This is a genomic window from Candidatus Kaiserbacteria bacterium, from assembly GCA_017134395.1.
Taxonomy (GTDB): Bacteria; Patescibacteriota; Minisyncoccia; order Phycocordibacterales; family UBA2100; genus UBA2100.
On record CP070993.1, the window covers coordinates 82,208 to 103,991 of the forward strand.

The 21,784-nt window shown below is 41.2% G+C and carries 25 protein-coding genes and 1 tRNA gene; 10 read left to right on the top strand and 16 right to left on the bottom strand.

What is annotated here, in order from left to right:
- The first annotated feature begins 46 nt into the window (after nucleotides 1-46).
- Nucleotides 47-256: a hypothetical protein gene (locus tag JXR01_00405; protein QSH39463.1), complete on the top strand. Its 210-nt coding sequence runs from the start codon at nucleotides 47-49 to the stop codon at nucleotides 254-256.
- Here JXR01_00405 and JXR01_00410 read toward each other — a convergent pair.
- Complete coding sequence (locus JXR01_00410; GenBank protein QSH39464.1) at nucleotides 253-1,344, bottom strand: DUF2914 domain-containing protein; 1,092 nt, start codon at nucleotides 1,342-1,344, stop codon at nucleotides 253-255. The genes JXR01_00405 and JXR01_00410 overlap by 4 nt on opposite strands.
- Nucleotides 1,345-1,441: 97 nt before the next feature.
- On the opposite strand from JXR01_00410, the gene JXR01_00415 reads away from it, so the two are divergent.
- From JXR01_00415 to typA, 3 genes are all read left to right on the top strand, one after another.
- Nucleotides 1,442-5,722, top strand: a complete 4,281-nt coding sequence (locus tag JXR01_00415; GenBank protein QSH39465.1) for a hypothetical protein — start codon at nucleotides 1,442-1,444, stop codon at nucleotides 5,720-5,722.
- A gap of 92 nt (nucleotides 5,723-5,814) precedes the next feature.
- Nucleotides 5,815-6,174 carry a hypothetical protein gene (locus JXR01_00420; GenBank protein QSH39466.1) on the top strand — a complete coding sequence of 120 codons (360 nt, stop codon included), beginning with the start codon at nucleotides 5,815-5,817 and terminating at the stop codon, nucleotides 6,172-6,174.
- A gap of 269 nt (nucleotides 6,175-6,443) precedes the next feature.
- Nucleotides 6,444-8,225, top strand: a complete 1,782-nt coding sequence (gene typA, locus JXR01_00425) for a translational GTPase TypA (GenBank protein QSH39467.1) — start codon at nucleotides 6,444-6,446, stop codon at nucleotides 8,223-8,225.
- Nucleotides 8,226-8,293: 68 nt separating this feature from the next.
- Here the strand turns inward: typA and JXR01_00430 are convergent, their stop codons facing one another.
- From JXR01_00430 to JXR01_00440, 3 genes are all read right to left on the bottom strand, one after another.
- Nucleotides 8,294-8,584, bottom strand: a complete 291-nt coding sequence (locus tag JXR01_00430; protein ID QSH39468.1) for a hypothetical protein — start codon at nucleotides 8,582-8,584, stop codon at nucleotides 8,294-8,296.
- A 119-nt stretch (nucleotides 8,585-8,703) separates the two neighbouring features.
- Nucleotides 8,704-8,904: a cold shock domain-containing protein gene (locus tag JXR01_00435; GenBank protein QSH39469.1), complete on the bottom strand. Its 201-nt coding sequence runs from the start codon at nucleotides 8,902-8,904 to the stop codon at nucleotides 8,704-8,706.
- A gap of 148 nt (nucleotides 8,905-9,052) precedes the next feature.
- Nucleotides 9,053-9,952 (bottom strand): ZIP family metal transporter, encoded by a 900-nt coding sequence (locus tag JXR01_00440; protein QSH39470.1) that lies wholly within the window; start codon nucleotides 9,950-9,952, stop codon nucleotides 9,053-9,055.
- Nucleotides 9,953-10,039: 87 nt separating this feature from the next.
- On the opposite strand from JXR01_00440, the gene JXR01_00445 reads away from it, so the two are divergent.
- Together JXR01_00445 and JXR01_00450 are read left to right on the top strand one after the other, a co-directional pair.
- A complete protein-coding gene (locus tag JXR01_00445) occupies nucleotides 10,040-10,465 on the top strand; it encodes a transcriptional repressor (GenBank protein ID QSH39471.1) in 426 nt (141 codons plus the stop codon).
- A gap of 9 nt (nucleotides 10,466-10,474) precedes the next feature.
- Entirely contained in the window at nucleotides 10,475-11,617 is a 1,143-nt protein-coding gene (locus tag JXR01_00450) for a YibE/F family protein (protein ID QSH39472.1), read from the top strand.
- 283 nt (nucleotides 11,618-11,900) lie between these two features.
- Here JXR01_00450 and JXR01_00455 read toward each other — a convergent pair whose 3' ends face one another.
- The 9 genes from JXR01_00455 to JXR01_00495 form a co-directional block, all read right to left on the bottom strand.
- Nucleotides 11,901-12,089, bottom strand: a complete 189-nt coding sequence (locus JXR01_00455) for a hypothetical protein (GenBank protein QSH39473.1) — start codon at nucleotides 12,087-12,089, stop codon at nucleotides 11,901-11,903.
- A 53-nt stretch (nucleotides 12,090-12,142) separates the two neighbouring features.
- The gene (locus JXR01_00460) at nucleotides 12,143-12,823 is read right to left on the bottom strand and encodes an ABC transporter ATP-binding protein (protein QSH39474.1); all 681 of its coding nucleotides are present in this window, start codon (nucleotides 12,821-12,823) and stop codon (nucleotides 12,143-12,145) included.
- Nucleotides 12,824-12,828: 5 nt separating this feature from the next.
- Nucleotides 12,829-14,100 (bottom strand): ABC transporter permease, encoded by a 1,272-nt coding sequence (locus JXR01_00465; protein QSH39475.1) that lies wholly within the window; start codon nucleotides 14,098-14,100, stop codon nucleotides 12,829-12,831.
- Nucleotides 14,081-15,769: an efflux RND transporter periplasmic adaptor subunit gene (locus JXR01_00470; protein QSH39476.1), complete on the bottom strand. Its 1,689-nt coding sequence runs from the start codon at nucleotides 15,767-15,769 to the stop codon at nucleotides 14,081-14,083. The genes JXR01_00465 and JXR01_00470 overlap by 20 nt, the downstream gene beginning before the upstream one ends.
- 91 nt (nucleotides 15,770-15,860) lie before the next feature.
- Complete coding sequence (locus JXR01_00475; GenBank protein ID QSH39477.1) at nucleotides 15,861-16,283, bottom strand: DUF1801 domain-containing protein; 423 nt, start codon at nucleotides 16,281-16,283, stop codon at nucleotides 15,861-15,863.
- Between the two features lie 40 nt (nucleotides 16,284-16,323).
- Nucleotides 16,324-16,608 carry a hypothetical protein gene (locus JXR01_00480; protein ID QSH39478.1) on the bottom strand — a complete coding sequence of 95 codons (285 nt, stop codon included), beginning with the start codon at nucleotides 16,606-16,608 and terminating at the stop codon, nucleotides 16,324-16,326.
- Between the two features lie 13 nt (nucleotides 16,609-16,621).
- Entirely contained in the window at nucleotides 16,622-17,200 is a 579-nt protein-coding gene (locus JXR01_00485; GenBank protein ID QSH39479.1) for a uracil-DNA glycosylase family protein, read from the bottom strand.
- A gap of 409 nt (nucleotides 17,201-17,609) precedes the next feature.
- A complete protein-coding gene (locus JXR01_00490) occupies nucleotides 17,610-17,948 on the bottom strand; it encodes a hypothetical protein (GenBank protein ID QSH39480.1) in 339 nt (112 codons plus the stop codon).
- A 326-nt stretch (nucleotides 17,949-18,274) separates the two neighbouring features.
- Nucleotides 18,275-18,349 (bottom strand) — tRNA-Asn (locus JXR01_00495).
- A 127-nt stretch (nucleotides 18,350-18,476) separates the two neighbouring features.
- Between JXR01_00495 and JXR01_00500 the strand changes: the two genes are divergently transcribed.
- From JXR01_00500 to raiA, 4 genes are read left to right on the top strand one after another with little or no spacing between them, the layout of a single operon-like run.
- A complete protein-coding gene (locus JXR01_00500) occupies nucleotides 18,477-18,935 on the top strand; it encodes a YbhB/YbcL family Raf kinase inhibitor-like protein (GenBank protein ID QSH39718.1) in 459 nt (152 codons plus the stop codon).
- A 3-nt stretch (nucleotides 18,936-18,938) separates the two neighbouring features.
- Complete coding sequence (locus JXR01_00505; protein ID QSH39481.1) at nucleotides 18,939-19,175, top strand: glutathione S-transferase N-terminal domain-containing protein; 237 nt, start codon at nucleotides 18,939-18,941, stop codon at nucleotides 19,173-19,175.
- On the top strand, nucleotides 19,165-19,395 hold the full coding sequence (locus tag JXR01_00510; GenBank protein ID QSH39482.1) for a DUF167 domain-containing protein: 231 nt from the start codon (nucleotides 19,165-19,167) through the stop codon (nucleotides 19,393-19,395). Before JXR01_00505 ends, JXR01_00510 begins: the two co-directional genes overlap by 11 nt.
- Nucleotides 19,396-19,419: 24 nt before the next feature.
- Nucleotides 19,420-19,785 (top strand): ribosome-associated translation inhibitor RaiA, encoded by a 366-nt coding sequence (gene raiA, locus JXR01_00515; GenBank protein ID QSH39483.1) that lies wholly within the window; start codon nucleotides 19,420-19,422, stop codon nucleotides 19,783-19,785.
- Between the two features lie 32 nt (nucleotides 19,786-19,817).
- Here the strand turns inward: raiA and JXR01_00520 are convergent, their stop codons facing one another.
- The 3 genes from JXR01_00520 to def all read right to left on the bottom strand — a co-directional run bounded on the left by JXR01_00520 (nucleotide 19,818) and on the right by def (nucleotide 21,701).
- On the bottom strand, nucleotides 19,818-20,033 hold the full coding sequence (locus JXR01_00520; GenBank protein QSH39484.1) for a hypothetical protein: 216 nt from the start codon (nucleotides 20,031-20,033) through the stop codon (nucleotides 19,818-19,820).
- A 9-nt stretch (nucleotides 20,034-20,042) separates the two neighbouring features.
- On the bottom strand, nucleotides 20,043-20,891 hold the full coding sequence (locus tag JXR01_00525; GenBank protein QSH39485.1) for a methionyl-tRNA formyltransferase: 849 nt from the start codon (nucleotides 20,889-20,891) through the stop codon (nucleotides 20,043-20,045).
- Between the two features lie 276 nt (nucleotides 20,892-21,167).
- Nucleotides 21,168-21,701, bottom strand: coding sequence for a peptide deformylase (gene def / locus JXR01_00530; GenBank protein QSH39486.1), 534 nt, complete (start codon nucleotides 21,699-21,701; stop codon nucleotides 21,168-21,170).
- Nucleotides 21,702-21,784: the final 83 nt, after the last annotated feature.

Here is a 21,784-nt window from a genome sequence, read left to right on the forward strand (position 1 = left end):
ATAATTGCATACACGCTAATAATTTCAATGTGGTAGGATTTTCACTATGGAAAACACAGAAAAAGAATTAACAATAAATCAGGTACTAGTTGAGATTGCAGGTATAGAGCAGCAGATTCTTATGGGTCCTGCAGATTCTGAGTCAGATCAGTTACAAGCTATTCGTAGTGCATTAACTAGTGGAGAGATAACTCCTCGGGAAGCACTTCTGAAGGCTCGAAGAATCGAACAAGAAAGATCATCACACTATCGTTAAAGTTCTTGTGAGCGTAATGTAGGCGTTCCTGATTGTGCTTCAAATACAGTACGTCCGATAAGTGCGCCACGCGCCGTTTCTACACTACAGCGCCACGTTCCGTCATCAACTTGTGAAGTTTGCGTGTATCCACGAAAGCCGTCTTTACGGCCACCAGTAATAGGGAAAGGTATCCGCGCTATGGTAGCCCAAGTCTCCGTTATCTCGTCATATTTTTCCCAGCGGTGTCGAATATCTGTCGCTAGTTTTGTTGGAGCGTATACGGAAGTGAAGCAAAAAGTAGTGGAATCTGATTCGTTATTGAACGAAGCACTCGTATCTTTCCAGAACTCGAACCATCGTGGAGCCTCGTATGTTGCAGCGTAGCTATTTCCAGTGCGCACAACAGAATGGTATATACCTATGTGTTTAAGAGACAATGGAACCGGTGGAATGAGATTCGAAAAATATAAACCGGAAAAAAGAAGAGTGATGGCGACTACTGTAATAATGATATTTCGTCGTGCTCTCTCGAACGATTCTTGAGTTACGTACGAAAGTAATTGAATATAAGCGTACGTTATCATTAGGGCGAGTAAGGCACTGGCTACAAAAACCATTGCGCCGATTCTGTTTAGGAGTATTGGTACAATAAGACCACTGTAAGTAAGAAGTAGCACAAACCAAATGGTTACACGCACATGTGTGCGAGCGTAGCGTTTTCGGAATAACTCGTTACTCAGAAGAAGAAGGGCTAACATTCCGATAAAAATAGCACTTCCTGCAAAGGTGCCGCTGTGTGCGTACAAAATCATCAATCCGCTAGCAAGGTTACCAAAGCTGAATTGCAGAATGCTCAAAAGCACCAAGCGTTTATTGGTGCTTTCTGTATTTTTACGCGCCTGAAGCAGGAGCATTGTTATGGCGCTCAGGAGGAGGTATCCAATAATCACTATATTCTCAAATAGAGCGTCCGGTTGGTTTAGTGTAAGAAGGTCAAAAAAGAATCCAAATACTAGTGCAGCAGTTGGCACAAAAGGAAGGTATGACTTAAATTGTGTTGGAATGTACGAAGCGGGGAACATGTAAACGTATGCTAACACAAGCATACTTATACATGGTTATTTTATACCCAGTACGTTGTAGTTATGTCTTTTTATAATATGCATCATGCTAAAATGCATGTAACGTAAATATGTATACATCATGATGGCAAATTCAGAAAAACTAAGCACTGCTTCGACTGATTCAGTTGAAGCTGTTTCAGTTGCTCACCTGTCAGATACACAGATTCTTGAAGCATTAAAAGGAAAGGGTCCATTGAAAGAGATTCTTGGTTTTGTGGAACAGATACCCAGAAGTGCAACTCCTGACATAATAATTTCAGAAGATGCATCAGAGGATATACTTAAGAAATTGTTAGAAAGTTCTAGTGCTGGCAGTTATGTTGAAGACAACAGAGAGAGAATTAAATCGGTTATTGAGCGTGCGTACGCATTGATAGCGTGGAAGCACATAGCACCACAGGGAGAGGAGATGATTAGTGTAAATGATGATAGCAAGCTGGGATATAAGCTATTTAAGGAATTCGAAAACAAATTAAATAGTGCCCCGCTCGGCCAATCTGTTGCTCAAATTGCAGCTCTTGTAAGTACTCCAAAAGACACAACAAAAAAGAAGAAGGGTGTTGCGCCTGATGACCTTGATGCAGAAGGTGCAGAAAAGATGGGTAACCTCATTACAGCTATAAACAAGACAATGAAAGATGGTACGCCTGACGCTAAGCGTGTGGTTATAGATATGAAAGAGTGGGTACGTAAGTTGCCAGGAGGGACTCCTCGAGCAAATAGCAGAAAAGCTGCAGCTACTGAAGTGGCTGAACAAATGGATAATGTGGTATCGCTTTTCGAAGAGGATTTAAGAAAAATGCCAAAGTATGTTCAGCAGAACATGGCACCACACAAACTTCTTGGAATACCGATTCCTTTTTTGCGCAGAGGGCAAGTCTTGGCTGGTAAGACAGGGGTAGCACGAGGTATCGAAATGGGTACTACCGTCATGGAAACAAGTTCTCTTGTTGCAGCGTCATCTTTTATTCTTGCAGCAGCTATGGCTACTCCACTTACGATCACTCCAAGTAGTAACTTTACTGCATGGAGCGCCGCAGCTTTGGCCGCATTTACTGTCTTCGCGAGCCAGTCGTATATTTTTAAGCAGCAAAGTGAACAGGCATTAGTTGAGGCTAAAACTAAAATAGGTGCAATTGGGAAAGCTATCGCTGCACATCCTGTAAGTTATCCATTTAGAGGATTAGTTACTGGTGCTTCAACCTTCACCATCTTTCTGGCACTAGTAGGTGCAGATAGAAGTGTTGAGCGAGCACAAGACATAGCGGCACTTATTGAACCACATAGAGCTGCTATTGAAAATGAATTAAACCAGGTAACACAACAAACTCCGGGTAAGAGCGCTGCATCGAAGTTATTTAGTTGGATTTCTTCAATCGTTCCTTCTGGAATAGGAGATACTCAAGAATTTGCTCTTTTAAATGACGTAGCAGAGATTCCTACCGAATTACGACATAGAATGGAAATTGCAGTACGTGCTGAAGCTGGTGATGCAGATGCGCAAGCACAGGCAAAAAATTGGGGTATCCCATATTCATCTACTGCTGGTCTAGGTCCCAAGGCGTTGTCACTCGCTGCACTAGTGGGTATCTCTGTAAACGATGCGGAAGCCTTGACTGGAAGTGAGGCCATGACCACAGGCGAAATAACGCCAGGAATTGCACAAACGCGCCAACAAATACGAGCCTTTGCAGAAAGACATGAATTAAATCTTACGGACGATCAGATGGAGAATCCTCAGTTTGTTATGAATGCTCTTGTAATGAAGTTTCAAAACAATGCACTAGGTATGTTTGAGGAGTTTGGGGAACAGCGTAGTGAACTAACAAGAGTCTTAAGATTAACAGCATCTATGAACATTTTGGACTCTTTGTATAGTACTTTTGCGAAATTCCAACCGCCTGTTGATCCTAAAGAAATACCGTACCGCTTAAATGCTCTCGAGAGTAACGCTGAAGATATAGCTCAGCAATATAATGAACAACTTGCTAATCCAGCAGAGGAGCTTAGTCTTATTGTTGCAAATGGTTTTAAATCTATATACGGGAGAAATGTTAACGTAAGTGAAATATCAATTTCTCCACCACCACTTAATCTTGATTTCACCGAAATCAAAAAGTTAGCTAAAATTATTCAAGATGCTACGAATAATATAACAGCTGATGATGTTGAAGTCGGCGGATCAATGGATAATATGGAGGCTGAGTTAGAGAGCGACTTAAGTGACATTGATCAGAGAATAGAAAATGTTACTGACTTGCTGGATCCTAGAAACGAGATTGATGAAATTGTTGCTAGGAGATATGGATCTGATATAAGCGAAGAAGAACGACAATCTATGGTGGCATTCGAAATACTTAAGAACGCTACCTTGGCTCTCTCGATAGAATTTATAGCACTTCTAACTATGTTAGGAGCTGCAGCTGGGCGCTTGAAGGAGATGGAGAATGCTCATGGAAGTAAGCAGGTAGAGAGAATTGAGAAAGCAGAAGAAAAAATAGTACAAGCTTTCACAAAGCAGATAAATAAACAAATAGCAAAATATCGTCAAATCGTTAATCAGCAAAAAAAGAATGGGGTTGAACTTCCCTTTCCTTTTGAAGATGTAACTGATGTTGAAGTTAAGCGCGCATTACGTAGTGTAGGTCATAAAGAATTTGTGAAAATGGGGTTCATTGCAAAAGCAATCGCTCGGGGGCCGTTTTTAAGGAAGATTGATACAAGTAACAGGTATTCTGATTTCCTTTACGCACTTAAGTCACCAAAGAATAGTGGTAAGGTAATAGACGAGCTGTTCCCAGGGTGGGGTGCTGTGCTCGGACACTTTAATAAAGTCGACGGTGCTGAAGACAAACGAAAGCATAAGAAAGGTGAACGTTGGCTCAAGCCGAAAGAGATAAATCCATTGAAAGACAAGCGAGTATGCGAAATTGCTGTACTTACAGAGCAGAATCGACGATCTATTTCTAGTATCGAAGTACATGAAGTTCTACTTGAGAAACTTAAAGGGGGCATTTTTGGTAATCGCAGTATTCAAAACTCAACAGAATTATTACCTCATGAGGCAAGTAAAATGGAAGGTGACAACTTACATTTGCATGACGAAGAGTGGAAAGATCTCATTTTTTCTGCAGGAGATGGGAGTGTGCTAGATGATTTAAATAGAAGGCTAGAAATTGAACAAGGTAAAGTAGAGACGCGAACTAAACGTATCGAGAGTCTATATAGGGAACTGGAAGATAACCCAATTTTTGGGCGTACTTTAGAGGTTGAGAAACAAATTGGTGGAGCCTTCCGCTCAGGTGGCTTAAAAGTTATGCCACGTAAGACAATAGAGGGTAGGATTAAAAGCCTGCTCGATATGCAGAGTAAAGGTAGTTTGAAAGCCCCTTTTGATAGTTTCGATGGTTACATTTCAAGCCTTTTAAAAAGACTTGAAGGCGCTCGTTCTATTGAAGAGAAGGGAATAGACAAAGAGACAATGAAACAGGCTGACAAGCAAATGAAATTCATTCAAGAGATAATTGAGAAAACCACAGATGGATTTTCGGAAGCTATGAGGAAAGAATTTGGCTCGTATAGAATTGAGAAGAACATCACAAATGACACAAACGGTGTTTCTTTGCGTTTGCGTATTAAAGATGGCAATAAGAAGATTGTGGCGGAAGAGTCGGTGCAACTTAGCGCTATATTTACATCAGGACTTTCTGATAAAGACAAATCTACTAAAGACGCTATAGCAAAAGAATTGGCCGGATCTAATATCTGGAAGGAGATTTCAGATGGTAAGTACACATTTGTTCCTAACCATAATATCCAAACACCTCTACTTAAGACTTACAATGAATTATGGCAAAAACTACTGGATACTTCGGAAGTAAATTCTTCAAATTCATTGCGTGAAGAAATAAAAGCAATGCTTCAAGAGAGGAAGAGAGACTCAATACCTACTGAACTCATAGGTACAGGAATGTCTAAAGATGTTGCGCTTCAAAACATCAACGAAGGCATGAAGGCGTATTTGGGACACAGGGAGATGGAGAGGACTCTAACAAATGTAAATCTTGATACAGCATCAAGTGCGCAATTAAAAGAAATAAAAGGTGCTCTCGAACAAAGACGCAGCGCAGTAAGGCTTACAAAGGAAGATGATGTACGAAAAGAAGAGCTAGAGAAGTTTATTAATAGACTTTATTCTAACCCTGAATATTTGAATCAATTAAACGTTACCTTTGACTTCATCACTCAGAAATTTAGCACTCGTCTTAATCGTGGATTCAATCTACGAAATCGCTATGGAAGGGCTATGAACCATGATCAATTCGAAATCTTTTTGCAGGAATTTGAACAATCACAATAAGTTTCTCTTTGCTTGACATCAAAACTTTACAGGAGTAGGATTTTTTTAGAACCATTATTTTCGTTACCTGGAATCTCTGGAAGGAGAATACTATGTCTATAGTAAGGAGAATCTTTGGATTAGCGCTATGGATCATCTGCTTAGGTGTTTTCATGACTCCCAAGGGGCTTTTCGGACTTGATCAAAATGGACTCGTCATTTTTCTGGTTGCTTCTGCAATTGGCTGGATGACTGTTGTCATCTACTTTGTACAGGGTGTACATCGTAGAAGGTTTCCACGTAGAATATTCCTTAGTTCTATCGTGGCAGCAGTTGCCATCTTGGTTGAGTATTTGCTGGGTGACGCTTATGCTCAATCTTTTGAAGCTTACGAGTCGATCATTATGACTATTTTCCTGTTTGCACCTATTGCAGCAGGTGCAAGACTGGTTCTCTTTGAGAGCGGAGAATAATACAAACAAAAGTAGCCGCGCCCCTTCGGGACGCGGCTTTTATATATACTAGACCATTGAAAACAAGCCATATATGAGGTATAGTATTCGCACTAATCCGCAGAAGCGGTATTTTTATTTGCCAGACACGTCACATTTATGGAAATACGAAACATTGCAATAATTGCACCACAAGAGTACTTCGATTTTAATAGTCGTCGCGACTCCTTTAAAATCTGGTCGCCCACGTTGACCACATTCGGATTACATACAATTAAATAACTTTTTATATGGAAATTAGAAATATAGCGATAATAGCCCATGTTGACCATGGTAAGACAACACTTACTGACGCTATTCTTGCGCAAACAGGAACCGTTAAGGAGGGTGTTTCAATGGACTCCAATGACCTTGAAAAGGAACGCGGAATTACTATTTACGCAAAGAACACCAGTGTGTACTATAAGGACACAAAAATTAATATTCTTGATACTCCAGGTCACGCCGATTTTGGTTCAGAAGTTGAGCGTGTACTACGTTCAATTGACTCTGTATTGCTTGTTGTGGACGCGGCAGAAGGGCCAATGCCTCAAACTAAATTCGTATTGAAGAAATCGCTCGAGCTTGGGCTTAAACCGATTCTTATTCTCAATAAAATTGACAAGCCAGCTGCTGATGTAGATAAGGCAGAAGAATTGGTATACGAACTCTTCCTAGATCTTGGCGCTACAGACGAACAGCTCGACTTTACAACCCTTTACGCAATTGGGCGTGATGGTGTTGCAAAGCGAAACATGGATGACAATGCAACAGATCTTAACCCGGTGCTCGACGTCATTCTTGAAAAGGTTCCTGCGGCCTCAGGTGATAATCTGAAGGATAAGCCGCTTTCGGCACAAGTGTTTAACCTTGCTTACGACAACTTCCTGGGGCGTATGGGTATTGCTCGTATTTACGACGGTACTGTAAAAGATAAGCAAGAATTATTTATAAAAGATGCAGAAGGAAAGCAATTTAAAGGAAAGATTGTAAAACTATTCACATTTGAGGGAATTGAAAAGAAAGAGGTAAGTGAAGCAAGTGCAGGAGACATTGTTATGATTGCCGGAATCCCTGAGATTTTCATTGGACAAACACTTTTAAACGAAGAGGGGGGAACTGCGCTTCCTGCGATTACTGTTGATGAACCAACAATATCTTTGTTTATGTTTGTGAACGACTCACCATTTGCCGGACGTTCGGGTAAGTATGTAACTGGGCGTCAAATTCGAGAGCGATTAGAGAAGGAGCTTGAAATCAACGTTGGTCTTCGTGTTGAATTCAATGAAGGAGGACGAATGAAAGTATATGGACGTGGAGAACTTCACCTTGCCGTTCTTATCGAAAACATGCGCCGAGAAGGGTACGAACTCGCTGTATCACAACCAGAAGTGATCTTTAAAGAAGTTGAAGGAAAGAAACACGAACCGTATGAAGACGTAAGTATTTTGGTACCAGAACAATTCTCTGGTGCGGTTATTGAGAAGCTTGGAAAACGTCGTGGGGTAATGACAGGTATGGTACCAGAACACGGTGAAGTGCGACTTACTTTTGAGGTTCCAACACGAGGTTTGCTTGGATATCGAAATGAATTAGTTATTGATACAAAAGGAGAAGGAATTATGACTTCAATTTTTAGTCATTTTGGACCACATGCTGGGGAAATCCAAAAGACAGAGCTTGGCTCTATGGTTTCAATGGCAGCTGGAAAAGCACTCGGCTTCTCTCTAGCTAACCTGCAAGAGCGTGGAGTTCTCTACATTGGAGCTACGACCGAGGTATATGAAGGAATGGTTGTAGGAAATACCTCAAAAGGTGAAGACATGATGGTAAACCCTACCAAAGGAAAGCAGCTTACAAACATGCGTGCCTCTGGATCAGATGAAAACATTAAGATTACACCACCACTTGATTTAACACTCGAGAAGGCAATGGGCTTTATGCGCACTGATGAATATCTTGAAGTTACACCAGATGCTATTCGTCTACGAAAGCAGTATCTTACAGAAACGGAACGTAAGAAGAAAAAATAAAAAGAAAACAGGCAACGATTTCACATCGCTGCCTGTTCTGTTGATTGTAGAAGATGTGCAACGCTTCCTTAGCGACAGCCGTCGTGATAGCAACGCCCAGAAGGCGGAGTATTGATACGACAGAGGTGCATCGCCTGATTCGCGGCAAACGTTGGGTCCCAGTGATTCCAGTACCACACGCCACCGTAGCTGTTTCGCACATAGCACACAGCAGCGACTTCGATTTCTTCTTGTTGAGAAGGAATCGGAGTCATTGCCGGTTCTTCAACGATTTCTTCCTGCAGGCTTGCGCCGGCAGTGGAAACGGAGAGTGTCAGTGCCAATGCACTGGCAAACCCGAGAATTGCTCGTGATCGCATAACGGATCCTCCTTTTGTTGAGCCTTTTGATACTACTGTTTAAGGTATAGAGAGTCAAGAGAAATTAAATAGGTAACAAAAAACACCCCGCGTGAGCGGGGTGTTTTTTGTTCTAAGGCTTACGCCTTGTTGACGTTGACAGCGTTTGGTCCTTTTTGACCTTCTGCAACTTCAAAAGTTACTTCGTCGCCTTCACGTAGATCGTTGTACTCTGCATTCTGTAGCTCGTTTGCGTGAAAGAAAAGATCTTTTTCCTCACCCTCTTGAGCAATGAATCCAAAACCACGGTCTGTAAGACGGGCAATTGTTCCTTTTTGCATCTGTAAAGAAGCTATTTTTGTAAAACACCAAATTTAAACTCTGTACGACAAGTGTTCGACTAACTAGACTCTCCTACAGCTACCATTTGATTGCAAGAACCATAACACATGCGAATACAATTGTCGACACAGTTTAGATATTTTCAGTTTAGTGAATATGATCTCCATGTTCTTCGCTCTCGTGATCTTCATTATGTTCACTTTCATCCCCGTGGTCTTCATGATCATCAGTAAAAGAGTGACTCTCTTCCGTATGTACTTCTTCGCCGTGACTATGAGCTTCTTCTCCTAACAGGAACTGACTTCCTTGAAATACACCAAACATAAGTGCCATGCCCAATAGAGCCGTAATTATGTGCTTTGGAGCGCATTTCTTTTCACGGGCATGGCGGAATGAGTGGGGGATGAGGTCTTGCATAAGCAATGCTAACAATGCACCTGTGGCAAACCCTAGAACAGGTATCTCAAGGAACGAGAACTGTTCAAATAGGAAATATCCACCAATTGCACCAACAAGAATTGTTGATGACGTCACGAAGTTAATTATAAGAGCGTGACGTGTGCTATATCCTGCATGGCGTAAAATAAAGAACTCAGATATTTCTTGTACAAGCTCGTGAATAAAGATACTTAGCGCAACTACGAATCCAAGTAATGGGCTTGTAGTAAATGCTACCGCAAGCAATACGCCATCACCAGTATTGTGAAGAGTGTCTCCAACGAGCATTTTTCTCGCATCAATGCGCTTAGGAAAATTTTCTTCATCTGCGTGGTAGTGATAGTGACCCTCTGGAATCAACTTTGTTATAAGCCAAACAAGAATCAATCCAGAAATAATCCAAACCAATCCTATTATCGGTGTTGTAGCTTCACTGACAACCTCTTGTGAAAGGAACAGCACCAGTATAAGAAACACACCAGCAGCAAAGCTCACAAGATAGTCTAAGTTCTTTTCAATAAATGCACCTGCTACTTTCCACACCGACACTTTCCCAACAAGCGACGCTGTCATAATGAGCAAACAGGCACCTACTAATTCAATAATCATATATTTTAATTTTTATTATCTTCGTATCAGAATATTTTGACACAGAAGTTAAATGCAAATAATTAGCATTATGATATACTGGTCGATATGAATATGCAAGTAGGGGGTAATAAAATAATGGTTGAGCGGATTCTTCAAGGAAGCGGTCTCAAGAAAACTAAAGGGCGAGTACAGGTTCTTGGGATACTCATTAATGCACGCAACCCAATGTCTATCGAAGAAATTGAATGTTTGGTAGGTACTGATATCCATTTTGTTACCTTATATAGAATGCTTAGACAATTTTCTAAAAGTGGCATTGTGTATCAAACCGATTTGCGGAAAGGTAAAGTACACTACGAACTTCAAAAAAAGCACCATCATCACATAGTGTGTACTAGTTGTGGTATTCAAGAAGATGTTCCGATGTGTATGGATGACGTCCAAGCTTCCATTGCCCGACAGTCAAAGAGGTTTAATGTAATTGATAACCACGTGCTTGAGTTCTTTGGGATTTGTAAAAAATGTAGTTAAACTATTACAATGATTATTAATAAAGTATACATACAGACTACTCTTTTTGTTATTTTACTTTGTATTGTATTTCAAGCTCAAATTACATCTGCACAAGTATTACAAGAAGATGTTCAAGGAGTGTGGCGAGCAACTGTTACTGAAGTACTGAAAGAGGAATCCGTTGTAGTTCCAGGTACTGATGTAAAGAGTACAGTCCAAACTATATCTGTTGAATTAATTGAAGGGGAGAGATCTGGCGAAGTTATAACATTCGAGAATGATTACATTCAACTTGATGAAGGTGATACTTTCTATTTGAATTATCTAATTACTATTAATGAGACCGAATTTTATTCTGTTAGAGAAGTAGACAGAAGAATACAAATAGGATTTATCGTAGCGCTTTTTATTGCGGTTATTGTTCTATTTGGCGGCATGCAGGGATTCCGTTCGCTTCTGTCACTTGCTGGTAGCCTTCTTGTTATTTTGTTTATACTTGTACCGACTTTGGTGAAAGGTTACTCGCCAATACCAATAAGTGTCTTCGTTGCTTCTTTGGTACTATTCTTTGCTGTCTTCTTTACACACGGATTCAACAAACGTTCTGCAGTCGCTTTTGTAGGAACCGTTATTGCTGTTGCTATTACTGGGATTCTTGCTTACTTTTCTGTAGAAATAACTAGCCTTACAGGATTTTCTTCTGATGAAAGTACGTATCTCAACTTAAATACAGGAGGGCAGCTCGATTTTGTAGGTTTATTACTTGCTGGAATTATTATAGGTGCGTTAGGTGTTCTTGATGATATTGCAATAACACAGGTTGCGGTTGTTCGTGAATTGTTTTCTTCAGGCAGTAAACTTACTAAATGGGATGTTTATAGAAAAGCTCTCCGGGTTGGGAGGGAGCATGTTGGTGCATTGGTGAACACTCTCGTACTTGCTTACACTGGTGCAGCATTGCCACTTTTGCTCCTCTTCTCTTTTTCAGAAAGTAGTATGTTAAATATTATAAACACTGAGGTATTTGCAACAGAAATACTACGGGCACTAGTAGGTAGTATTGGGCTTGTGAGTGCCGTGCCTATTACTACGTTCCTTGCAGTTCATTTTCTTTCGTCTTTAGGTAAAGGTGTTTTAGAGGCTCAAGAATCCACACACTCGCATATATAAATATAAAAGCCCCAGAGCTAACTCTGGGGCTTTTATGTACTCAAATAAAGAATGCTATTTGCTTTTGGTGCGGTTTCCTTTACTTGCTTTCTTCTCTAGCATCAAACGTTTGATTTCAAGACGTTTTGCTGTCTTGCGTGAATGTGACTTCTTTCCTTTTTCTACTCCAGTGCTTCGTTTTGCCATACTAATTTGATTGGTTAATTCCCATGCATCATAGCTGATTTTCTAACTAATTCAATGGTTATACTGGAAATCAGGATGCTTCTAGAAAAAATGATACTTAGTCTGAAGCTTCGAAACGGGCTTTGTTTTCAGTCATCCATCTCTTCATATCATCTTCTGTTTTACTTGGGTCACTCATAACTTCAGCATGAGCTTCTCCATAGTGAGGCTTTAGAGCATTCATCCACTCTTCGAACGTTTCGCCATCTGCTGTTACTTCACAAAGATCGCATTTAAGGGTTTTCATACATTTTATAACTTAGATTACTATATAAAGAATAATAACATGAGTAGAATGACCTATTTTGTACCGTTGGTCTCTTTAATTATCTTTCCATCAGACATTTCAATAACGCGATGTGCATGTTGTGCATATTCAAGCTCATGCGTCACCATGACGATAGTTTGCCCTGCTTGGTTAAGTTCTTCCAGATACTCAAGTAGCTGCTTAGACGTGACACTGTCGAGGTTGGCGGTTGGCTCATCAGCGAAGAGAATCAAGGGTGTGTGAGCGATGGCACGTGCAACAGAGACACGCTGTTGCTCACCTCCTGAAAGTTGGCTTGGACGCCATGATGTTCGATGGCTCATTTCAAGTCGGGTCAGTACTTCAACTGCACGCTTCTGCGCGTCCTCGATTGTGTAGCCCTGCATCATTAATGGAAGGAGTACATTTTCTTCTGCAGTAAGCTCAGGAAGAAGCGCGTAGTCTTGAAACACATACCCGAGGTAATTAAGCCTAAAGTTGGTACGTTCTTTTGCTGTCAACTCAGCTATGTTTGTGTTGTCGATATATATCTCACCTGCTGTAGGTGTATCAAGAAGGGAGAGCTGGTATAGAAGTGTACTTTTTCCGGCGCCGGATTTACCGACTATGGCAACAAACTCGCCTTTTTTTATTTCTATATCGACGCCACGAAGTGCATGTGTTTCAACTGCACCCTTTGTATATACTCTTTTTACGTTTGTTCCTTTAATCATATATATTATCTACCAAGAATAGCATCAAGGGTATTACGTTTTACAATAATGCGAGCAGGTATAAATCCAGCAATGATAGTCGTTACCAGTAAAACTACAGAACGAATAAATGTACCTTCTGTAGTGACACTCAGAATCCCGTCACTGAAAGGAAAGTCGATGGGGTTAGCGCTAAAATAGGGTAAAAGGATGAGGTATAAGATAAGCAGACCGAAGGTGATACCGATAAGCGCGTAGAAAATCGAGAGTAAAATGTACGAAAGCTCAATAGCGAACTCTGAGACACCAATTGCTTTAAGGATGCCGATATACTTTCGCTTGGTAATAGCAGTGATGAAGATAATGATAAATATAGTAATAGAAGCAACTACAACAGAAATTCCTCCGATTATGTTTCCAAGTGCATTAAACGTATCGCGAATCTCATCGAGAAATTCCCCTATGGCTTCCTCGGTTGTTCGTATCAGAGAATTTGTTCCAACACCATACGCGAGAATGCGGGCTTGGACTGCCTCAGCATTTGCATTAGGCGCAATGCGTACGGCGAATTCGTCTGTTGTATCATTTTGGCGTCCGAGCATGGATTTAAGTTCGCTTTGAAGCATAAAAACACGTGTATCCATTGGACCTGCTTTTGTTTTTATAATTCCTCGCACAATAAACTCTCGTGATGCATCGCCAACAGTTAAGCGAACCTTATCGCCCGGAAATATCCCCGATATTGTTTGTAAACCTGTTTCAGCAGGGAAGTAGCGATTTAAGAGCCGTGCTCCGAGCACAACGCCAGTGGTATCTCTCTCAGTAATAAAGGAACCTTCAACAAGTGCGTTCGGCAGGTCGGTCACGAGGCGTTCATCATCAATGTTAATACCTGTGACTGATACGCCGACACGATCGGGAAGAATGTTTGGTTGTGATACGGATTTTTGAAAGTTTGCCTCGAGTGTTCCTCCTTCAATAACTCTGGTTGAGTAAGCAGTCACCTGTGGTTGCGCATCCAGTATTGTACGTAGTGCATTTGCACGTTCGATATAGTCTTTCTCAGCTGATTTGGATATGAGAATATCACCAGCGTAGTATTTTTTATAACCAACCAAGGAGCCATCCATAAGACCAACCAAGATGCCGCTGACGACAACGAGATTGAGAAAGGTAAGTGTCATTATAAAAATAACAAGAATAGTCTGCCACTTAGTAGTTTGTGTTACGTAGCGTATTGCAAGAAAGAATGCAATACGAATCGCATTAAAGAATTCACTAGTTTCTTGTTTCTTCATACGGAACAATACGATCGTCTTCTTCAACACCGGTGAGGATATTTACGAGTCCGTCAATTGTTTCGAGCCCTAAGGTCACAGGAGTTCGTGTTCTCTTTCCATCTCTTAAAACATACACAAACGCTCCTTCGGCTGTCCGCTCGACGAGCCCAGCTGGAATGACAAGTGCGTCTTCGCTGAGTACCACATTTATCGACACATTCGCTGTCATCCCTGCTTTAAGTATATTTGCATCCTCTCCGAGAGTTAATGTAACTCCGTATCCTGCGACACCATCAACAATACTTTCTGCTGGATCAATGCGTGTCAGTGTTGCAGGGAAGGAAATGTCTGAACCATACGCGTCTGTCGTAACATCTGCTACCATACCTTCTTCAATGAGGACAACATCAAGTTCAGACACACGTGCTTCAACTTCAAACGTTCCATCGGCATCGAGTGTGAGCGCTTGGGTTCCAGTCGTGACGAGTTCGCCTTTTTCCACAAATCGCTCAGTTACAATAGCGTTAAAGGGGGCTCTGAGTACATGCGTATCAAGTTCCACTGCAGCGGATTGAACTGCTGATTCTTGTGCTCGTATTTTTGCACGCTGTGTTGAAACGTCTTCGATACGCGGCCCGGCGCTTGAAAGGTCGAGTTCTTGTGTGCTCACTGCAAGGCTCGTTTGGGCTGAGATATAGGCTTCGCGTTTTGTAGACAAAGATGCGAGAGCTGTTTGTATATTTGCTCGGTCTATGCTCACGTTCGCAACATAGGTATTAATGTCAGTTTGGGAGAGATTGCTACTGAGGGACAAAACGCCAGTATATGTACCCAGATCTTGAAAGAACGAAGTTGTTCGAACTAGATTATTTCTTGCAGTCTGTGCCAGCGCCGCAAAGTCAGGCTCAGTGGTAGTATCAAATACAGCAGCAATTGCAGCACCAAGAAGGTTTTGTACCGAAAGGGCACTGTTTATGTTGCGGGCACCTTCGCTTTTAGTAAACGATTGCCATTTCTTCAAAACCGAAACTTCATTTTTCCAAGATTTGAGCAGCGCGTTCATTTGCAGGTGTTCATTCTCTAATTCGATTTCAAGTGAGCGATTGGTTGTTGTGTATTTGATTGTTGGAGTGTTTGAGTCGGGGTCGTTAAACAAAGGTTTAGCCGTACGTTCCATTGCGGTATCGACAACAGTAACAGCGTTAATTATTGCCGCCACAAGCCCTTCAGTTGATTCTGTAAGCAGTGCGTTGCTTTGTTCAAGCTGTGCTTGTACCACTGCAACTTCTTCACTTCGATTACCTCCAAGCAATTCGTCAAGGATTGCATTTTCTGAATCTAACAAAGCGACCTCGCGTTGGTATGCCGCAGTTGCAGCGTCGGCATTAAGGGACGCGATAATACCGTTTCTCATCACAGTGTCACCTACGGTATACGGCAGACTCTCAATTTTCCCCGAGCGCTCAAAAGAGAGAATAACTCGTGTTTGGGGTATAACCGCACCGCTAAAAAGAACTTGCTGTTCAAGCGGTTGTCGAACTACCGGATACACGACTCCTTCTGTATTTTGCGTAGTTGTGTATATGCTTCCGGCAATAACTAACGGTATTATCACTACGAGCGCGATAAGAACTTCTTTCTTCGTTAGTATTCTGAAAATAGTATCTACCAATGAGCTGACGTTCATGTGGCAATTGTAGCATGTGGTATTTTTGACTACATACCGTTCTTTGGATAAGTGCCAAAAGATGCTCACTGATTTTTAATTACGAATCGTTCTATGCACTTGATTGATGAGGGTTCTGTTTTAAGGCCTCTCTAATAAGGCGTGTAAGAACGCCTATGTGTATATCTTCCAACTTCTTAATATAGAGACACCCAACACCTCTTTTGTAGGTGCCAAGTTTTTCTAATAATGGCGCTAGCGCGTCTAAGTCACAGGTAAGATACAGTGAAATTGAATCCTTTCGATTACTAAAACCAATTTTCATCCAATCACCTTCTCGTCCAGAAGGATATTTGTAATGGTATTCATCAAAGCCAACTATACTGGCGCCCCACATTTTGGGCTTCTTTTTACTCAGTGTTTGCATTAGTTTCGCAATAGCTTTGCAGTCCCTTCTTCTTTCGGGGTCCTTGATGGCGTTTAAATATTTTGCAGGACTCAGGTTTGTTTTTTGTGTTTTGTTTTGATTTTTCATATGTGAAGTGTAACAAAGTCTAAATTTCAAAATATCCTATTTAGGAGCCTGCCCAAGGAGTCCCGAAGAGGCCAACTCCTAGTTCAGCCCATGTAAGAAGGATTACTATAACAATACTAATGCCAATTATCCGTCCAATAGTGGATGCGTCTTTTCTTCGTATGAGGAATTGGTAGGAGAACCCAACTATCAGTAGCAAGACACCAGCAATAATAAAATCAGCAAGACCCCAAACTACGTGGTCAGTAAATTGCATTGCCAAAAGTGGCACACACAGCACAAGGAGCGTACTAAATAGTACAGTTAAAATTTTTGTGAGGTACATATGTATATTGTAACTACCAAAGCGCCTTTATGACAACTTTCTGTAGATTCGGTAATACGTCTTCCTTAAACCATGGATTCTTTTTTTGCCAAATATTGTTCCGTGGAGATGGGTGTACAAGCGGAAAGTATTCTGGAAGATAGTCTTTGTATGCACGTACTGTTTTGGTAAGTGTTTCTTTTCGGTTTTCCTCTAGGTAATGTGTCTGAGCATATTGCCCAATAAGAATTGTTAGTTTGATATGTGTCATACATGCAAGTATTTTTGGGTGCCATTTTGCTGCAAAGTCTTTTCGAGGAGGCATGTCACCGTGCTCTTTACTTCCGGGAAAATAAAAATCCATGGGCACAAGCGCTATCTTGGCCTTATCGTAAAAGGTATCTCTATTGATGTTCATCCATGTGCGTAGATTGTCGCCACTTTTATCATTCCAGGGAACAGTACTTTCTTGTGCGATATGCCCAGGAGCTTGCCCGATGATCAGAATTCGCGCGTCTTCATTGGCAGTGTATACCGGCACCCATCCCTTTTTGGTAAAAGATGAATTAGCCGAATCGTTAATTATTGACTTTCGTATAACATCGAGTGTCATGTTAGTCTAGTATATTAATTTCAAATTTACTCAACGTTAGGAGCAGGACACTTTTTGTTCGCATACTCACAAATGACACAGCAATTTTTGCTTCCTTTTGGTACGGATATCATTTCCCTGCATTTTTCGCACGTATGAAATGCAAGACAACCTGTTTGAGGTACCGCTATTTCCTGTACGTGTTTACAGTAAGGGCAAATTAGATTTGCTTTATTCATTCGCAAAGTATACCAAAAGTTCGAACATGTCGTTTGGACATAAAAAATAACCCTTTGGTTAAGAGTTATTTTGTTTGCTCCGCGCAGTGGACGACACTAGAACATTTTGCTGAGATAAAAGAAAAGCCACTGATAAATCGTGGCTAATCAGTGGTTTTGTCCGTATCTTCGACTACTCAATAGTCTTAGAATTACATGCGCGAAAATACGTTTTTTTCATTGTACATGTGAGAGGGGATAGCATCGTCTGAATTATTTGGAGGGAACTCTGTACCAATCTTAGTTACTTTACTCCCCTTTTTTTCTTCAAAAAGTGACACCACGTCTTCCAACTTAGTTGTTGGGATGGGACCAGACGCATCTGCACCTATGAAGGTGTCTTTGACCTCCTCGCCCATATCAATGACCCATACTTCATGTCCCAATCTAGGGCTAAGCCCTGATGGTCGAGATGAGACAAAATGAACTACCAGATAGTGACCTGTGTAATGAGGTCCTGGTTCCACTTGAAACTTTCGTGTTGTACTCATTTCTTCGGTTTCCTTCTGTTGAGCAGGATCTGAATAGATAATGCCACATACTAATACTTTTGTCAATAGATGTTTCCGTAGCAACTTTCTTTGTGTATGCAGTTTACTGGCATTAAAAGCAAAAGTATTCCTATAATGCAGGATTTGGCTACCTTTGCTAAGTATTTTGTTCGTGGGCTCCAAAATTCCAAGTGACGCGACCCCGCCGTCGCCGACAAGCCTACTTCACTACGTTTCATATTTTGTATACCAGCGACTCTTTTCGAATCCTGCCGCAGAGAGACCCAAAACGACCCCAATGTTCTCACACTGGGGTCGTTTGGCTCTGGCTCCGCGGACAGGATTCGAACCTGTGACCTACCCGTTAACAGCGGGTTGCTCTACCGCTGAGCTACCGCGGAATGTTTAAACGTCGAAACGTTTCGGTATGAGTTCCTTTCGGAACTGAGGCGTATTCTACACGACCTAACGCGTTTTTCAATGCAGAACGGTCGTATACAAAAATGGTATGATGAAGGAATGGAAGAGATGAAAATAACAAGTCCAGCTTTTGAGAACAATAACTTGATACCAAGTGTCTATACGTGCGACGGAGAAAATATTTCACCAGAGTTACATATAGAAAATGTGCCAGCAGAAGCACAATCACTAGTATTAATAATGGAAGATCCTGATGTTCCAACTTTCGTTCGCGAAGATGGTATGTGGGATCACTGGATTGTATTTAACATACCACCTGAAACCAAAGTAATACGAGAAAGAGAAGAGCCTAAAGGAGTACTTGGGTTGAACACAGGAAACAAACTTGGATACGGAGGTCCATGTCCGCCTGATGCTGAGCACAGGTATTTCTTCATGCTGTACGCACTCGATACTGTTCTTGATGGTGAAGAAGGTATTACAAAAGAAGCGGTACGAATGCTGATGAAGCATCACATACTTGCGAAAGCAGAACTTATGGGACGGTATAAAAGAATTGAAAAGTAAAATATGAAACTCTATTACCGACCAACGTGCCCATATTGTATTAAGGTTGTTCTGTTTGCACGTGAAAATGATATTGCTATTGATTTGCGCGACATAAGTACAAATGAGGCTGATTATAATGAACTGCTTTCACTCGGGGGTAAACAGCAAGTACCTTTTCTTGTTGACGAAAAAGCCGGAGTTAGTATGTATGAAAGTGATGACATCATTGCGTACCTAAAAGAGACTCATGGAAAGTAGGGTAGTGTACGCCAAAGTGTTTCCGAGTTCTAAAAAAGAGAAGGTACTGACTGATGGTAAAAATTCTTTCGAGGTATACATACGCGAACCTGCACAACGTAACTTAGCAAATCAGCGAACTCGTGAATGCATAGCTGAGCATTACAAGATTCCCGTTGAGCATGTAAGTATACAAACCGGGCACCGCGCTCGTAAAAAATCGTTTATAATAAAGGAGTAGGTTTACTAATGTAATAAAACTACTATGAACATAGAATATAAGGCACCAACGATTGAGTTAACAGACGAAATACGTGCATACGCAGAAGAAAAGGTGGATATGCTTTGTAAACTATTGCATGCAGTTGATGACGAAAATATTCGTGCAGAAATAGGATTGCAGCGAAAACAGGGGCAACAAACGGGAAGTGATATTTTTCGAGCGGACATAACTATTCACGCAGGGGTAGACCGTACACATGCAGTTGGTAGAGGTGAAACATTGCACGCTGCACTCGATGAAGCAAAAGATGAGCTCTCCCGAAGATTGCGAAGAGGGAAGACGAAACGATTAGATTCGCTACGAGAAGGAGGTTTGAAAATAAAAAAGATGTTGAGATTTTGGGAATAATATTTTTGGAAACGTTATCGGCAGCGTATATTCTAATACACGTCGTCATCAGTGCTTTTTACTTCCATTTTCGTTTTATCTCGAAAAACAACAGTTGCTAGCCAGCCATCTTTTGCTTGTTCGATTGCACTAAGACGGAACGGCTTCTTCTGACGATTCACTGGAAGCTTGTGAGTTATTTCTTCTTTTATACGCACTAGCTCTAGTGCGTTAAAGTTTTGGATTTGATTGTTAGGATTCTCTCGCATACAACTTATCTAATTTTGCATGAATGAATCATACGACATTTTATTTTTCCCTTCGGGAATAACTTCATCGATTATGAGTTCATCGTTTTCAATATGAGCTGATGCGATATTGATACGTACGTCTTTGCCGTCACGTTCTGTGAAAAAGTATGCATTTGGCCAGCCACGGTATGCATGAATTTTCAGCAGGTTTGTATATGGATCCTCAACAAGATTGATTAAACCATCCTCTTTAGTAAACAATCTACAATAAGTGGCTTGTTCGTGATCTTGCTCGTATGGCGATATTTCACCCGAGACGTATTTTGGAAGAACATCTGCAAGTAATGCACCACCGCGAACAAAGAGATACTCATCGAGCTCTTTTGCGTTCGGCGGCCACGTTGGTGGTGTATATTTCTCCTGAACAAGAATTGGGCCATGATCCATTTTTTCATCAATTTTCATAACAGTTACACCAGTGTTCTTTTCGTCTTGGAGTATCGCGCTACGAACTGGTGAAGGTCCCCGAAACTTTGGAAGCAGTGATGGGTGTACGTTAAGAATGCCTTTTTGAGGGATATCAATTACTGACTGGGGGAGTATTTTTCCGTACGCAACAACGATAAATACTACAGATCCTTGTTCTTTGAGTACTTGTGCTGTGTGTTCATCGAATACTTCGGGTTCTAGTGTTGGAATAGCATTTTCTTGCGTCCACACTTTTACTGGTGATGGGGTAAGTTTCAAGCCACGCCCAACTGGCTTATCTGGCGCCGTAACAACAAGTGATGGAAGGTGCCCTTCTTTTTTGAGCTCCTCAAGAACGAGTGTGGCGAGCTTTGGAGTGCCAAAGAATACAAAGGGAATGTTTTTCATAGTGTGAATAGTAGTGTATGCAAATAAGTATGCAAGTAAAATGTATGAGGGTGCTACCTACTCAGTAATTATAAGAATATCTATTCTTGGGTTTTATGTAGATATGTAAATGCGCCATGACTCCGAGGGGATAGAGAAGTCATGGCGCAACAGGCAACCGCCATAGGGGACAGAAGCTGCCTGCCATTTGTGTGTACGCCTTGTTGAAGCTTCCGGGGGGACGAAATTCAACAAAAACACACAAATTACATCTAATAGCAGTCTAACAAAATACAATTATTCCTCAAGGGGATTCATGTCTTGATCAACTGCAATAACAGTTGTTGCATGGTCGGTATAGAGGATGCCATTGAGGTGATCGATTTCGTGTTGAAATACTTGTGCTAAAAAACTCGATGCACCACGCTGTTGTTTTTCTCCCTGTTCGTCGTAGTAAGAAATAGTTATCTTTTCGTGGCGCACAACTTTTATACCGTACTTAAATGGAACAGAGAGACAGCCTTCGTCACCAGAGCGCATTTTTTTTGAAGCCTTTAGTATTTCTGGATTTATAAATACTTGATCAGGGTACTTCTTTGCATCGTACTCTTGGCCTTCTCGTGATGCATAGACTTTTCCACCCACTATAAAAATGCGAACAGATTCTCCAATTTGAGGGGCTGCAATAGCTACACCAAATTTTTCTGATGCCAATGTGTCTTTCATGTCTTGTATGATCCCTTGAATACGAGGTGTTTGTATTTCACCTTCAGAAACTTCTTTAGATACTGTACGCAGTATGTCGTTTCCATCATGAATAATCTCTTTCATATCAAGACTATAGCGCGATATGGGTCACAAAAAAAGTGTTTGCTGTTTTAGGGTGGCTTGGTAGAGCTCTTCTAAACGCCACC